This window comes from [Pseudomonas] carboxydohydrogena, assembly GCF_029030725.1.
GTDB classification, from domain to species: Bacteria; Pseudomonadota; Alphaproteobacteria; order Rhizobiales; family Xanthobacteraceae; genus Afipia; species Afipia carboxydohydrogena.
On the sequence record NZ_CP113162.1, the window covers coordinates 1,017,514 to 1,032,967 of the forward strand.

A 15,454-nucleotide genomic window follows, 5' to 3' on the forward strand; every position below is an offset into this window, starting at 1 on the left:
TCATCCGTTCAGTGCGCGGATCGCCTCGATCGGCGCGGGCGAGAGACGGAATGCGCCGTAGAACGGGTATTCCTGAAACGCCACGAGGCTGAGCGTGATGACGGCAGCGCTCGCGAACACGATGAGGGCGGCCGTCATGGCGCGCGGCCGGTCGAGATGAACCAGCGCGATCGAGATTTCCGTAATCAGGCCGAGTGCGATGACAACGATCCATTTCAGATCGTTGGTGTGGTCGGAGGCGATCGCGAGGCGTTCGGTGCGCGCATTGCCCGCGTGCACCGCCGCGTTCAGAAGCGCGGCATGAACCGCGTTGCCTGACGATTTCGCGATGCTCGGATCGCTGATCTTGCGCAGCAATTCGTCATAGGCAGCCGAGGTGCGCGATGAGCCGTGGCCTTCCTCCATCGCGGGCCATTCGTCGGTGGTCACGGATGTGGCATAGGCTTTCAACGCCTCGCGGATGGCCGCCATGTCGGCGAGTGCAGCGACGCTCAACGTATGGACATTGCGCAGCTCGCCTGCCTCGGCCTGCACGGCCCGGTAAGCCTGCCGGCTGCGGTCGGTGATGTCGTTGGCGAGGAAACCTGCGAGCAGGGCGAACAGGATCGCGGAGGCGTTGAAGAACGGAGCCACGATGCCGTTCAGCGATTGCATCGGGCGGCGGAACGGCGGGCAGAAAAACAGGATGCGCAGCACGATGACCATGCCGAAATACAGCGCGGTCAGCGTCAGGAAAATGCCTATCGGCGGCAGTTCGAGCCAGGCTCTGATCATGTTGGAAGCCGGTGCCGGGGTAATTGTGAAGCGCAGGTCGCAAGATGGAATCGAATAGCTTGAATCTACATGCAGAATGCGGGCGCGCGAACCCCTCGCGTCTGTTCCCGCCCCTTGGTCGCTTCCGCAAATCAGCGTAGTGAGGGGCGATCAAGGAGTGACAATGGCTGCATCCAAACACGTCGCCGTCCTGATGGGCGGATGGTCCTCGGAGCGGGAAGTCTCGTTGCGATCGGGCGCGGCTTGCGCCGCGGCGCTTGAAAGCAGGGGATACCGCGTGACGCGCGTCGACGTGCAGCGCGACATCGCCACCGTGCTTGACGCGCTGAAGCCGGATGTCGCCTTCATGGCGCTGCATGGCCGGCCCGGCGAAGACGGCAGCATTCAGGGCGTGCTGGAGACGATCGGGATTCCCTACACCCATTCCGGCGTGCTGGCGTCGTCGCTCGCCATGCAGAAGGATCTCGCCAAGACGGTGATGGCGACGGCGGGCGTGCCGGTGGCGGAAGGATTGACGTTGTCGCGGGCGGAGATCGCGAAGGCGCATCCCATGGAGCCGCCTTACGTCATCAAGCCGGTCGCGGACGGCTCCAGCGTCGGCGTGTTCATCGTCACCGAGGACCACGCCCACCCGCCGCAGGAGCTGTTCCGGGACGACTGGACCCATGGCGAGCGCCTGCTTGTGGAAAAATACGTCGCCGGGCGTGAATTGACCTGCGCCGTCATCAAGGGCGAGGCCAGCGAGGTCACGGAAATTGTTCCTCTGCTAAAATTCTATGATTACGAGGCAAAGTATTCAAAAGGCGCATCAAAACACGTTCTGCCCGCACCTATTTTACCCTTTGTTTACCAGGAAGTCCGAAGGTTGACGCTGGCCGCGCATGTGTCGCTTGGCTGCCGGGGTGTGAGCCGTGCGGACTTCCGCTACGACGATCGCATCGAGGGGACGGGGGGACTCGTCTGTCTCGAGGTGAACACCCAGCCCGGCATGACCGAGACGTCACTTGTTCCAGAGCTTGCAGGATATGCGGGCGTTGCATTTGACGAGTTGGTTCAATGGATGGTGGAGGACGCCTCTCTCGATCGGTGAGACAGACGCAAGCGCGTTCTGCCCCGGCCCGGAAGGCTGTTGTCCCGTCCCGTAACGCCACGGTGTCGACGCGCCGCTACGTGTTCGAACCGGAGCGCGAGGACAATCCCGACGGCTTTTTCGCGAAACTCGAGCAACGCCTGCCGCGCGGCCTCGGCGTTGCGGCGACCGTGCTCCTGCTGGTCGGCGCGGGCCTGTTCGGCGCCGTCAAGGGCGGCCATGCCGACAATGTCGTCACGGCGTTTCAGGATACCCGCAACGCGCTCGCCAATGCCGTCGGTTTCCGTATCACCTCAGTGGCTATTTCCGGCCGCAAGCAATTGACCCAGGACGAGATTCTCGCGGTCGGCGGCGTCAATGGCCGCTCCTCGCTGCTGTTCCTCGATGCCGCGACGGTGCGCGACCGCCTGAAGGGCGATCCGTGGATCGCGGACGCGACCGTGCAGAAGCTCTACCCCGGTCGCCTCCAGATCGACATCACCGAGCGCAAACCCTACGCGCTGTGGCAACAGGAGGGCCGTCTCTCCGTGATCGCGGAAGATGGCACCGTGCTTGAGCCCTATGTCGCCAACCGTTTCAATCGTCTGCCGCTGGTGGTGGGCGAGGGCGCGCAGGAGCGTGCCCATGCGTTCCTCGGCCTCTTGGCGAATTACCCCAGCATTCGCAGTCAGACCCGCGCCATCATTCTCGTCGGCGACCGGCGCTGGAACCTGCGCCTGACCAACGGTATGGACGTGCGGCTGCCGGAGACCGGCACCGAGGCGGCGCTCGCCACGCTGGTCAAGCTCGACAGCGACGAGCAACTGCTCTCCCGCGACATCACCTCCATCGACCTGCGCCTGCCCGACCGGGTGACGGTGCGGCTGTCGGAAGATGCCGCCAAGGCCCGCGCGGACGCGATTGCCGCCAGCAAGCCGAAGCGCAAGGCAGGTGACGCATGACCGGCTTCGATCATGGCCAGACTCCGAAGACGCGCCAGATGCCGCCGAACAAGACGGCGCTGGTGGCAGCCCTCGACATCGGATCGAGCAAGATCGCCTGCCTGATCGCGCGGCTGAAGCCCTGCACGCCGAGCGAGACGCTGCGCGGCCGCACCCATGCGATCGAACTGATCGGCATGAGCCATATCCAGTCACGCGGCATCAAGGCCGGCGCGGTGTCCGACCTCAACGAATGCGAGCATGCGGTCCGTCATGCGGTCGCGCTTGCGGAGCGGATGGCGCGGGTTCGCGTCGAATCGGTTCTGCTGTCGATGTCGTCGGGCCGCCTCAGCGGACAGTTGATGGAAGCGGCCGCGGAATTGCGCCAGGGCGCGGTCACGCAATCGGATATCGACCGGATCGTCTGCGCCGGGATGCATCACGCGACCGGGGAGGGACGGACGGTTCTCCATACCCTGCCGGTGGGTTATTCGCTCGACGGGGTGAGGGGCGTGCGCGATCCGCGCGGCATGGTGGCCCGTCATTTCGGCGTCGATATGAATGTCGTGACCGCCGACGTCTCGGCGGCGCGCAACCTGATGCTCGTCGTCGAGCGTTGCCATCTCAATGTCGAGGCTATCGCCGCCGCGCCCTACGTCGCGGGTCTGGCCGTGCTGACCGATGACGAGGCCGATCTCGGCGCCGCGGTGGTCGATATGGGCGCGGGTACGACAACCATCGCTACCTATTCCGGCGGCCAGTTCGTGCATGCGTCCGGCTTCGCGCTCGGCGGTCAGCACGTCACCATGGATCTGGCGCGCGGGCTGGGGGTCTGCATTGCGGATGCCGAGCGAATCAAGACGTTATATGGCACGGTGTTGACCGGTGGCGTCGATGCGCGCGAGACGCTGAGTGTTCCGGCTGCGGACGACTACGAGCGCGATGCGCCGCAGATTGTCACCCGTGCGACGATCGCGAACATCGTCAAGCAGCGGGTCGAGGAGATTTTCGAGATGGTCCGCGACCGGCTGGCCCAGTCCCCGTTTGCAGGCGAACCGCGCGCCCAGATCGTGCTGACCGGCGGCGCGTCGCAACTGACCGGCCTTCCCGATCTCGCGAGCCGCATCCTCGGCCGCCCCGTCCGCATCGGCCGCCCCCTCGGTTTCGGCAAGGTGCCGGGCGAGGCCAAGAGCGCATCGTTCGCGGTGCCGGCGGGACTGCTGGTTTATCCGCAATTCGCACAACTCGAATACATCGAACCGCGGCACACGCGGCACCTCATGACAGGGACCAATGGTTATTTCGGAAAGGTCGGACGATGGCTTCGCGAGGGCTTCTGATGACACCGAACGACTTCCTTCCATCAACGTCTTCGGCGCTGCGCCGAAGTGACAGCGCGCACGCGTAACGAGAGGCAACCATGACCATCAATCTTCAAAAACCCGACATTCGCGAGCTGAAGCCGCGAATCACCGTGTTCGGCGTCGGCGGCGCGGGCGGCAACGCCGTCAACAACATGATCACGGCCGGCCTCGAGGGTGTCGATTTCGTCGTCGCCAACACCGACGCTCAGGCGCTGACGATGTCGAAGGCCGAACGCCTCGTGCAGATGGGCACGCAGGTGACGCAGGGTCTCGGCGCGGGTTCGCAGCCGGATGTCGGCGCGGCCGCGGCGCAGGAAGTGATCGATGAGATCAAGGATCACCTGTCGGGCGCGAACATGGTGTTCGTCACCGCCGGCATGGGCGGCGGCACCGGCACCGGCGCTGCTCCGGTGATCGCGGCGACCGCGCGCGAGATGGGCATCCTTACCGTCGGCGTCGTCACCAAGCCGTTCCACTTCGAAGGCCAGCGCCGCATGCGCACGGCCGAGCAGGGCATCATCGAGTTGCAGAAGGTGGTGGACACGCTCCTCATCATTCCGAACCAGAACCTGTTCCGGGTCGCCAACGAAAAAACCACCTTCGCCGACGCCTTCGCGATGGCCGACCAGGTGCTGTATTCGGGCGTCGCCTGCATCACCGACCTGATGGTCAAGGAAGGTCTCATCAATCTCGATTTCGCCGACGTCCGCGCGGTGATGAAGGAGATGGGCAAGGCCATGATGGGCACCGGCGAATCGACCGGCGAGAAGCGCGCGCTGGCCGCCGCCGAAGCCGCGATCGCCAACCCGCTGATCGACGATTCCTCGATGAGGGGCGCGCGCGGCCTTCTGGTCTCGATCACCGGCGGCAAGGACCTCACGCTGTTCGAAGTCGACGAAGCCGCGACCCGTATTCGCGAGGAAGTCGATGCCGACGCCAACATCATCGTCGGCGCCACGTTCGACGAGGCGCTCGACGGCCTGATCCGCGTGTCGGTTGTGGCTACCGGCATCGACAAGGAAACTGCGACCAAGGCGGTGCCTGCCGCTGCTCCGGCGTCTGCGGCCTCGACCGGCAACCCGGAAAACCGTCTCGCCGAACTCACCGCCCGCCTGCGCGCCGACAACCTGCGCGTCGCCGAGCGGATGCAGAAGATCGAAACTGCGGCTGCTCCGGTTGCGGCTCCCGCACCGATCGGCCGCCCGACGGCCGAGCAGATCGACCGCGCCGCGCTCGCCGCGATCGCCGAAGCCGTGTCGCCTGCGCCGCCCGCCGCGCCTGCGGCTGCGTCCTATGGCGATGTCAGCATCCGCCCGATCCCGCCGAAGCCTTCGCTGTTTCCCGAAAGGGAAGAGCCGATGGAGCTGAACGAGCCGGCACCAGCGGCGGCGTTCATTCCGCCGTCGGCCGAACGGGTGCCGCTGCGTGCGCCGCGCATGCCGAATTTCGATGAACTGCCGATGCCGGCCCAGAACGAGATCCGCAAGGCTCGTGGCGACATGAAGGAGGAGCATCCGCAGAAGACCCGGACGTCTCTGCTACAGCGCCTCGCCAATGTCGGCCTCGGCCGCCGCGACGAGGAGCATGAAGCTCCGATCGCGGCTCGCGCGTCCGGCCCGGCCATGCCGCAGATGCCGCCTATGCCCGAGCGCAAGCCGCAGCGCCCGAATCCGGCGAACATGGGTGAGCCGGTGTCCGAGTACGGACGCCGCCCGGCGCCCCAGGGGCTCGACCAGCATGGCCGTCCGGCTCCGGCCGCTCCCGCCTCCATGGACGACCACCTGGATATCCCGGCGTTTCTGCGGCGTCAGGCCAACTGATCGCTGTAACAATCTGTATCTGCGAATGCCCCGGCTTGACGCCGGGGCATTTTCTTTTGAGGGGGCGGGGTAGGGCAATGGCCGCCTCACAACCTTTTGATTTACAATGGGAATAACATGTGATCGGAGACGATTTTAATTTGGGTCCGCCAAATCAATTGTGGCAGGATCGCGCGTCAGATGCGGCGCCTTTGGGGTAACAATCGGTAAACAACCGTGAGTGGCGCTGCCCGCTCCAATGGGTAAGGTCCATCTACGTTTTGGGGGACTTCGGGAATCACTGGTCAGCCTTCGGCTGCGAAATCGAGACCTGCGGGGATTTTGGTCTCGCCTTCGGGTGTCCCAAGTCGGTTAGTTAGGTAAGGCGGGGATGAAATTCAGCCGGCAAAAGACGCTCCGTTCGCACGTCTCAATGACGGGCGTCGGCGTTCACTCGGGCGCTCCCGTCAATCTGGTTCTTGGTCCGGCGGGCGTCGATGCCGGTTTTGTTTTTATTCGCACGGAAGCTGACGGCACCGAACGTAAGGTTCGCGCACAGGCTGCATCCGTGTCCGCCACCGCTTTCGCGACCGTGCTGGGCGACAAGGCCGGCGCCGTGGTGTCCACCGCCGAGCATGTGCTCGCCGCCCTGCGCGGCATGGGCGTGGACAACGCCACCATCGAAGTCGATGGTCCAGAAATTCCGATCATGGATGGCAGCGCCGCGGCATTCGTCGCGGCGATTGACCGTGCGGGCATCGTCGAGCAGTCCGCTCCGTCCCGTTTCATCGAGGTTTTGAAGCCGATTCAGGTGACGCTCGGCGAGTCGTTCGGTGAGTTGCGGCCCTACGCGAACGGTTTCCGCGCCGAGGTCGAGATCGATTTCGCCAATCCGCTGATCGGCCGTCAGGCCTACAATTTCGATCTGACGCCGGATGCCTTCCGCCGCGACATCGCGCGCGCCCGTACCTTCGGCTGCATGAAGGACGTGGCCAAGCTCTGGAAGGCCGGTTATGCACTCGGGGCCTCCTTCGACAATTCCGTGGTGTTCGACGAGGATCGCCTCCTCAACGCCGAAGGTCTGCGCTACGCCGACGAATGCGTCCGCCACAAGGTGCTGGACGTGATCGGCGATCTGGCGCTTTCGGGCCTGCCCCTGATCGGCCTGTATCGCTCGGTTCGTGGCGGCCACAAGCTCAACCATGCGGTTCTGACGGCTCTGATGGCCGATCGCCATGCCTGGCGGGTGGTCGAGGCCGAGCCGGTGGCGGCACGCCGTGCCCGCGCGACCGCGTCCGATGCTGTCGGTAGCATGCTTGGCGGCGGCATGGTCGCGCCGGCCTTCGCGCCCGACGTTTCCTGATGCGCCCGTCCTGAGCCTTCGGGCGCAGGCAGCTTCTCCAAACCGCCCTTACAAACCGCTTGGGACCCTGTGAGAACCGCCTTAATGCGGGCGAAATGTCTCCCTATCCGGTTGGTCGGGAATACGATTTCAGCTACATAGGCCGGCGGGAATGCAGGCTTAAGGGGTTCCGGCCGCGCCGGTCAGTCTTCGTTCCGGTCGATTTATTCAGGTCTTGCGAAACACATGACGACGCCTTTGCGCCATTCGCCCAAGCGGCCCTTTTTCGACCGGCTGGGTCGCCGGTTTTGCTTTGCCGTGGGCGTGATCGTGCTCGCGGCACCCCTTGGCGGCTGCGGCACCGGCAATTTGTGGGACAAGTATTTCGCCAAGGACGAGACGTTCGTCGATCAGCCCGCCGACAAGCTCTACAACGAGGGCCTGTTTCTGCTGAACGAAAAGAGCGACCGCAAGGGCGCCATCAAGAAATTCGAAGAGGTCGACCGCCAGCACCCGTATTCGGACTGGGCGCGCAAGTCGCTGCTGATGTCGGCCTATGCCTCCTATCAGGCCGGCGATTACGACGAGTGCATCGCCAACGCCAACCGCTACATCAGCCTGCATCCCGGCAGCCCGGATGCGGCCTACGCGCAATATCTCGTGGCGGTGTCGAACTACGACCAGATTCCCGATGTCAGCCGCGATCAGGGCCGCACCGAAAAGGCCATCGCCGCGCTGGAAGAGGTGATTCGCAAATATCCGAACTCGGAATATGCGACCACCGCCAAGAAGAAGATCGAGGGCGCGCGCGACCAGCTCGCCGGCCGCGAGATGACCATCGGCCGCTATTACATGGACAAGCGCGACTACACCGGCGCGATCAACCGCTTCAAGGTGGTGGTGACGCAGTACCAGACCACCCGCCACGTCGAGGAAGCGCTGGCGCGCCTGACGGAAGCCTATATGGCGATCGGCGTGGTCAGCGAGGCGCAGACCGCCGCCGCCGTGCTTGGCCACAACTTTCCGGACAGCCGCTGGTACAAAGACGCCTACAATCTTGTAAAGTCGGGCGGCGTCGAGCCTCAGGAAAACAAGGGCTCCTACATCAGCAGGGCCTTCAAGAAGTTCGGCCTCGGATAGGATTTCATCGCAATGCTGGCCCGCCTTTCGATCCGCGACATCGTCCTGATCGAGCGGCTCGATATCGACTTCGCCAAGGGGCTTGCCGTGCTGACCGGCGAAACCGGCGCGGGCAAATCCATTCTTCTCGATGCCTTCGCGCTGGCGCTCGGCGGGCGCGGTGACGCCAGCCTCGTGCGCCATGGCGCGGAGCAAGGCCAGGTGACGGCGGCCTTCGACCTGCCGAAGAAGCACCCGGCCTTCGCGATCCTGCGCGAGAACGGATTCGACGATCCGGAATCGGGCGAGATGATCCTGCGCCGCGTGCAGCTCGCGGACGGCCGCACGCGCGGTTTCCTCAACGATCAGCCCGTCAGCATCCAGACGCTGAAAGCCATCGGCGCGACGCTGGTCGAGATCCACGGCCAGCACGACGAACGCGCGCTGGTCGATGTGGCGACGCACCGCCGTTTGCTCGATGCCTTCGCCGGGCTCGATGAGAGCGTCGGCAATGTCGAGTCGCTGTGGGAGGCGCGCCGCGCCGCGCGCGATACGCTCGAAGAGCATCGCGCCGGGATGGAGCGCGCCGCACGCGATGCGGACTATTTGCGCCACGCGTCCGAGGAATTGATGAAGCTCGCGCCGCAGGAGGGCGAGGAGACCCGTCTTGCCGAGCGCCGCACCGCGATGATGCAGGGCGAAAAGATTTCCGAGGATTTGCGCGACGCGCTCGCTGCCGTCGCAGGACCGCAATCGCCGGTGACGTCATTGGCGGCGGCTGTGCGGCGGCTGGAGCGCCGGGTGGCCAGCGCGCCGAAGCTCGTCGAAGATGCCGTCAAGGCGATGGACGCTGCGCTGAATTCGCTCGCCGACGCCGAGCAGAATCTGAACGCAGCGATCCATGCCGCCGACTACGACCCTGCTGAGCTGGAGCGGATCGAGGAACGGCTGTTCGCGCTGCGCGCGGCGTCACGCAAATATTCCACGCCGGTGGATGACCTTGCCGCGCTGGCGGAGAAGTTCAAGGCCGATGTCGGTTTGATCGACGCGGGCGCGGACAGGCTGAAAGTTCTGGAGAAGACAGCGAGCGCGGCGGATGCCGCCTATCTTGAGGCCGCGAAGAAGTTGTCGGCTGCGCGCATCAAGGCGGCGGAGAAGCTGAACAAGGCCGTCAACGCCGAGCTTGCGCCGCTAAAACTGGAGCGCGCGAAATTCTCGACCCAGATCGAGAGCGAACCACAATCGCCGGGGCCGCAGGGCTTCGATCGTGTGCAGTTCTGGGTGCAAACCAATCCCGGCACCAAGCCCGGGCCGCTGATGAAGGTCGCGTCGGGTGGCGAGTTGTCGCGCTTCCTGCTGGCGCTGAAAGTGGTGCTGTCGGATCGCGGCTCCGCGCCGACGCTCGTGTTCGACGAAATCGACACCGGCGTTGGCGGCGCGGTGGCGGATGCCATCGGCGCGCGGCTCGCGCGGCTGGCGGAAAAGGTGCAGGTGATGGCGGTGACGCACGCGCCGCAAGTCGCCGCGCGCGCGGACCAGCATCTCCTGATTTCCAAGGAGGCGCTCGACAAGGGTAAGCGTGTGGCCACCCGCGTGGCTCCGCTGGTGAAGGAACATCGCCGCGAGGAGATCGCCCGCATGCTGGCGGGTGCGGAGATCACGCGCGAGGCCCGCGCGGCGGCGGAGCAGTTGCTTAAAGCCGCGACGGCGTGATGGCTGCCGATGGCTGCTAAAGCAAAAAAAACGGCGACGCCGGTCGAAAATCTCACCAAGGCGCAGGCCAAGATAGAACTAACGCGCCTTGCGCTTGAAATCTCGATGCATGACGAGCGCTATTATCAGAAAGACGCGCCGACGGTATCCGACGCGGACTACGACAAACTGCGCCAGCGTCTCAACGCCATCGAGGAGCGTTTTCCCGAACTGGTGGCGAAGGATTCGCCGTCGCAGACAGTCGGCGCGCAGCCTTCGCGCGCGTTCGCGAAAATCCGCCATGCCGTGCCGATGCTCTCGCTCGGCAACGCGTTCAGCGATGAGGACGTCGCGGAATTCGCCACGCGGGTGCGCCGTTTTCTCAATCTGACAACCGACGAGCCGCTGGCGATTGTTGCCGAGCCGAAGATCGACGGGCTCTCGTTGTCATTGCGCTACGAGAATGGCGAGCTTGTCAGCGCCGCGACACGCGGCGACGGTTTCGAGGGCGAGGACGTCACCGCCAACGTCCGCACCATCAAGGACGTGCCGCACAAGTTGAAGGGGAAGGGCGTTCCTGCCATCTGCGAGGTGCGCGGCGAGGTTTACATGATGCGCGAGGATTTTCTCGCGCTGAACAAGAAGCAGGCTGAGGCGGATGACACCATCTTCGCCAATCCGCGCAATTCCGCTGCCGGCTCGCTGCGGCAGAAGAACGTCGCCGTCACCGCATCGCGCCCGCTGAAATTCTTCGCCTATGCCTGGGGCGAGATGAGCGAGATGCCTGCGGCTACGCAGTACGAGATGGTGACGTGGTTTGGCAAAGCAGGCTTTGTCACCAACCCGCGCATGGTGTTGTGTCGTGATGTCGAGGCGCTGCTCGCATATTATCGCGAGATCGAGACCGAACGCGCGGCTCTGCCTTATGACATCGATGGCGTGGTTTACAAGGTCGATCGTCTCGACTGGCAGCAACGGCTCGGATTCATCTCGCGCAGCCCGCGCTGGGCGATCGCGCACAAATTCGCGGCCGAGCAGGCGACCACCGTGCTGGAGAAGATCGGCATCCAGGTCGGTCGCACCGGCGCGCTGACGCCGGTGGCACGGCTCACGCCCGTCACGGTCGGCGGCGTTGTGGTGCAGAACGCCACGCTGCATAACGAGGACGAGATCGCGCGCAAGGACATCCGCGAGGGCGACACTGTGGTGATCCAGCGCGCGGGTGACGTGATCCCGCAGGTCGTCAGCGTGGTGACGGAGAAGCGGCCAACAAACGCGAAGCCTTATTCGTTCCCGCACAAGTGCCCGATCTGCGGCAGCCATGCGGTGCGCGAGGAAGGAGAGGTCGTGCGCCGCTGCACCGGCGCGCTGGTGTGTCCCGCGCAGGCGGTGGAGGGATTGAAGCACTTCGTCTCGCGGCTCGCCTTCGATATCGAGGGCCTTGGCGACAAGCAGATTCAGGAATTCTACGACGAGGGGGTCATCATGCATCCCGTCGATATTTTCACGCTGCAAAAGCGTGATGCGCGCGCGTCCAGGAAGCTCAAGGATCGCGAAGGGTACGGCGATGTGTCGGTGAATAATCTGTTCGCCGCGATCGACGCGCGGCGCCGGATCGAACTCAATCGCCTGATCTTCGCGCTCGGCATCCGCCATGTCGGTGAAGGCAACGCCAAGTTGCTGGCGCGCCACTACGGCACCATCGAGAATCTGCGCGCGGCGATGGCGGAAGCCGCTGCGGCGCAGACGGAGGAAGGCAACACGTCCGAGGCCTATGCCGACCTCAACAATATCGGCGGCATCGGGGACATCGTGGCTGACGCGGTGGTCGAATTTTTCGCGGAGAAGCGTAACGTCAAGGCGCTCGACGAATTGCTCGCCGAAATCGAAGTACTGCCCGCCGAGCAGGCGCGCACCGATTCCGCGGTGGCCGGGAAGACGGTGGTGTTCACCGGCTCGTTGACGAAGTTTACCCGCGACGAGGCCAAGGCGCAGGCCGAGCGGCTGGGCGCGAAAGTGTCCGGCTCGGTGTCGAAGAAAACCGACTATGTCGTCGCGGGCGAGGAGGCTGGCTCCAAACTCACCAAGGCGCGCGAACTCGGTGTCGCGGTGCTCACGGAAGATGAGTGGCTGAATCTCATCGAGGCTTGACTTCAGGCCAACGGCGCGGTCGCGGCATCGAGCCAGACCTTGGTGGCTTCGTCATCGACCAGCGGCTTGATCTCCCGCCGCACCCGCGCGTGGTAATCGTCGATCCATGTGCGTTCCTGCGCACTTAACTGCGCGACATCGATCAGCCGCCGGTCGATCGGCGCGAGCGTCAGCGTCTCGAATGCATCCATCGGTTTTTCCGCGCCGTCGATTTTCGCCTCGGTAATCAGTTCGAGGTTTTCGATGCGAATGCCGTAAGCATTGGTTTTGTAATAACCGGGCTCATTCGAGAGGATCATGCCCCGGCGCAGCGGCACATGGCCGAGCTTGGAAATGCGTGCGGGGCCTTCATGCACGGAGAGATAGCTGCCGACGCCGTGGCCGGTGCCGTGCTCGAAATCGAGACCAGCCTGCCAGAGGAATTGCCGCGCCAGCGCGTCGATCTGTACGCCATGGGTGCCGTCGGGAAAGATCGCGCTCGCGACCGCGATATGGCCGCGCAGCACGCGGGTGAAGCGGTCGCGCATTTCCGCCGTCGGCTCGCCGATGGCGATGGTGCGGGTGACATCGGTGGTGCCGTCCTGATATTGCGCGCCGGAATCGATCAGCAGCAGGTCGCCGGGCTTGATGCGGCGGTTGCTCTTGCGGGTGACGCGGTAGTGGACGATGGCTCCGTTCGGTCCCGTGCCGGAGATGGTGGGGAACGACACATCCTTCAGCGCGCCGGTGTCGCGGCGGAATGTTTCCAGCGCTTCCACGGCGTCGATTTCCGTCAGTGCGCCGCCTTGTGCCTCATGGTCGATCCAGGCGAGAAAGCGCGCCAAGGCCGCGCCGTCGCGGCGATGGGCCGTGCGTGTGCCCGAAATCTCGGTGGCGTTCTTGATCGCCTTGAGCTGTGTGACGGGATCTGCGATGCGCCGGGCGATGCCGCCCGCATCCTTGATCGTGCGGCTGAGCGCATCGGCGGCGGTCGCGTTGTCGAGGCCGATGGCGGCGCTGTTCCGGGAAGCAGCGGCGAGCGCGGAGAGCAATGCGTCCGGCCCGGCGATGTCGGCGTGGCTGGCGAGGTGCGCGCGCGCCTCATTGGAGAGCTTGCGGGAATCGATGAAGATGGTGGGCGCGCCGTCTTTCGGCAGCAGCGCGTAGGACAGAGGCAGCGGCGTGTGCGCCACGTCCGCGCCGCGGATGTTGAAGGTCCATGCCACGGCGTGCGAGTCGGACAGTACTAATGCATCAAGTCCGAGCCGTGCCATCTCGGCGCGGATGCGGGCGAGCTTGTCAGCCTCGCTCTCTCCGGCAAATTCGGGCGCATGCACTGTCACGAGGCCGAGCGGCGGTGCAGGGCGTTCGCGCCAGATCGTATCCACGGGATTGTCGTCCACCGCAACAAGCTCCGCGCCCGCCTTTTCGCAGGCCGCCGCAAGCCGTTCGGCTGCCGCTGTCGTGTGCAGCCACGGATCGAAACCGAAGCGCTCTCCGGCCTTGAGGTGCTGCGTCAGCCATTGTTCGGGCGGCGGATCGGTCAGGGACTCGACGCGCAACGCCGTGGTGTCCACTTGCTGGGCAGCCTGCAACGTATAGCGGCCGTCGACGAACAAAGCGGCATCGCGGATCGTCACCATCGCGAGCCCGGCCGAACCGGTGAAGCCGCTCAGCCAGGCAAGGCGCTCCTCGGACGGCGCAACATATTCGTTCTGCTGGCTGTCTCCGCGCGGGACAATGAAGCCGGCCAGACCTCGCTGCACGATTTCCTCACGGAAAGCGCTCAGCCGCGCCGAAAGCGCGGTGCCGCCCTCTGGTTCGTCGAAATTCTGAAACCGGGCCTCGAACATCAGCAACCTTCCAAGCGGAATTTGGCACGAACCATGCTTTGTAAATTACCACGGCCCGCGCAGAAGGCGAGCGCAGGAACCATTGGGGACATCTGCGCGTTTCATTCACCGACCGGGGAAGTGCCGGCATGGGAGTGTTCAACCGGGCAAGGAGGTTGAAAATGCGGTCTTTCGGATTTGAGAAGCCGTCGCCGGACAGGCTGCCCCCGGTTTCGAGCGAAGAAGGGGCGCTGTTTGGCATGGTGGCCAAACGGCGGGGCCTGATCGTGGAGTTGCTCGACCGGCTCACTGAGGCGCGCTTGCAGCGTGATGCCCGCAACATCGGCTATACCGAGGGCGATGTGACGCCAAAACGGACGCGCGAATCCTAGGCGATCCGCTGCATCAGGAGGCTGACCCAGCCGTCGAGTTCATAGCGGCGGATCAGGCGCAGGCCCTGGCCCCGGTAAGCCGCGATCACACCGCGCGCGTGAGGCGGCAGCAGGCCCGACAGGATCACGAAGGCGGACGGCGCGAGATGCCGTTCCATCGGTGCCGCGAGCTTGCGCAGCGGGTTGGCAAGAATGTTGGCCAGCACGAGATCGAACGGGCCGGCCTGCGCGAAACGCGGCGAGCCGAAGCCGATCGCCTGGATCGCCTCCACATCCTGCCCCACGCCGTTGAGAGCGGCATTCTCCTTGGCGACAATGACCGAGCGCGGATCGATGTCGCTGGCGAGGATGGGCCGATGCAGCGCCTTGGCGGCGGCGATCGCCAGCACACCGGTGCCGGTGCCGAGGTCGAGCACGCGGCGAGGCGTGGATTGGCACAGCACCCGGTCGAGCAGCATGAGGCAGCCGCGCGTGGTGCCGTGATGGCCGGTTCCGAACGCGAGCGCGGCCTCGATCTCGATCCGCAGCTTGTTCGGCGGAATCCGGTCGCGATCATGCTGGCCGTGAACGACGAAGCGCCCGGCGCAGACCGGCACGAGGTCGGCGAGGCTCGCTTTGACCCAGTCTTTGGCCTCCACCGTGTCGAACACGAGCGCGGCGGCGGTTTCCTCGCCAACGGTCTGGGCGACCGTGGAGCGAATGGCGGCCTGATCGGGCGGCGTCTCGAAATAGAGTGAAATATCCCATTCGCTGCTGCCCGGCCGCTCGAAGGCCGCGACGACGACCTCGCCGCTGTCGAAGACTTCGGACAGCGCATCTACGATACGGTTGGCGCTGCCCTCGTCCCCGGCGCCACAGGTGGCGTGATGGGTGGGGCCGGAGGGCGTTACGGACGGGTCCATGAAAGCTCAAATGGCAAGGAATGCCGGAACTGCCGGCTCACGGCTGGCAGGGACCACTGCCTACAGGATATGGTCGCAAAGTGCGAGCCAAACCGTGA

12 protein-coding genes are annotated in these 15,454 nt (G+C 64.8%); 9 read left to right on the forward strand and 3 right to left on the reverse strand.

Features of this window, described 5'->3' with window-relative positions; genetic code table 11:
- On the reverse strand, nt 1-774 hold the full coding sequence (locus AFIC_RS04860; RefSeq protein WP_275248026.1) for a bestrophin-like domain: 774 nt from the start codon (nt 772-774) through the stop codon (nt 1-3).
- 163 nt (nt 775-937) lie between these two features.
- Here AFIC_RS04860 and AFIC_RS04865 point away from each other — a divergent pair, with 163 nt between their 5' ends.
- The 8 genes from AFIC_RS04865 (at nt 938) to ligA (ending at nt 12,251) form a co-directional block, all read left to right on the forward strand.
- The gene (locus tag AFIC_RS04865; RefSeq protein WP_275248027.1) at nt 938-1,864 is read left to right on the forward strand and encodes a D-alanine--D-alanine ligase; all 927 of its coding nucleotides are present in this window, start codon (nt 938-940) and stop codon (nt 1,862-1,864) included.
- On the forward strand, nt 1,831-2,805 hold the full coding sequence (locus AFIC_RS04870) for a cell division protein FtsQ/DivIB (protein ID WP_275248028.1): 975 nt from the start codon (nt 1,831-1,833) through the stop codon (nt 2,803-2,805). Before AFIC_RS04865 ends, AFIC_RS04870 begins: the two co-directional genes overlap by 34 nt.
- Complete coding sequence (gene ftsA / locus AFIC_RS04875; protein WP_275248029.1) at nt 2,802-4,124, forward strand: cell division protein FtsA; 1,323 nt, start codon at nt 2,802-2,804, stop codon at nt 4,122-4,124. The genes AFIC_RS04870 and ftsA overlap by 4 nt, the downstream gene beginning before the upstream one ends.
- A gap of 80 nt (nt 4,125-4,204) precedes the next feature.
- A complete protein-coding gene (ftsZ, locus tag AFIC_RS04880) occupies nt 4,205-5,968 on the forward strand; it encodes a cell division protein FtsZ (RefSeq protein ID WP_275248030.1) in 1,764 nt (587 codons plus the stop codon).
- A gap of 370 nt (nt 5,969-6,338) precedes the next feature.
- On the forward strand, nt 6,339-7,310 hold the full coding sequence (gene lpxC / locus AFIC_RS04885; RefSeq protein WP_275248031.1) for a UDP-3-O-acyl-N-acetylglucosamine deacetylase: 972 nt from the start codon (nt 6,339-6,341) through the stop codon (nt 7,308-7,310).
- Between the two features lie 225 nt (nt 7,311-7,535).
- On the forward strand, nt 7,536-8,429 hold the full coding sequence (locus AFIC_RS04890; protein ID WP_275248032.1) for an outer membrane protein assembly factor BamD: 894 nt from the start codon (nt 7,536-7,538) through the stop codon (nt 8,427-8,429).
- A 12-nt stretch (nt 8,430-8,441) separates the two neighbouring features.
- Nucleotides 8,442-10,121, forward strand: coding sequence for a DNA repair protein RecN (gene recN / locus AFIC_RS04895; RefSeq protein ID WP_275248033.1), 1,680 nt, complete (start codon nt 8,442-8,444; stop codon nt 10,119-10,121).
- Between the two features lie 9 nt (nt 10,122-10,130).
- Nucleotides 10,131-12,251 carry an NAD-dependent DNA ligase LigA gene (gene ligA, locus AFIC_RS04900; protein WP_275248034.1) on the forward strand — a complete coding sequence of 707 codons (2,121 nt, stop codon included), beginning with the start codon at nt 10,131-10,133 and terminating at the stop codon, nt 12,249-12,251.
- Nucleotides 12,252-12,253: 2 nt separating this feature from the next.
- Here the strand turns inward: ligA and AFIC_RS04905 are convergent, their stop codons facing one another.
- Nucleotides 12,254-14,083, reverse strand: coding sequence for an aminopeptidase P family protein (locus AFIC_RS04905; protein ID WP_275248035.1), 1,830 nt, complete (start codon nt 14,081-14,083; stop codon nt 12,254-12,256).
- A gap of 161 nt (nt 14,084-14,244) precedes the next feature.
- Between AFIC_RS04905 and AFIC_RS04910 the strand changes: the two genes are divergently transcribed.
- Nucleotides 14,245-14,454 carry a hypothetical protein gene (locus tag AFIC_RS04910; RefSeq protein ID WP_009337108.1) on the forward strand — a complete coding sequence of 70 codons (210 nt, stop codon included), beginning with the start codon at nt 14,245-14,247 and terminating at the stop codon, nt 14,452-14,454.
- Here AFIC_RS04910 and AFIC_RS04915 read toward each other — a convergent pair.
- Complete coding sequence (locus AFIC_RS04915; RefSeq protein ID WP_275248036.1) at nt 14,451-15,356, reverse strand: 50S ribosomal protein L11 methyltransferase; 906 nt, start codon at nt 15,354-15,356, stop codon at nt 14,451-14,453. The two genes, AFIC_RS04910 and AFIC_RS04915, sit on opposite strands and share 4 nt — an antisense overlap.
- Nucleotides 15,357-15,454: the final 98 nt, after the last annotated feature.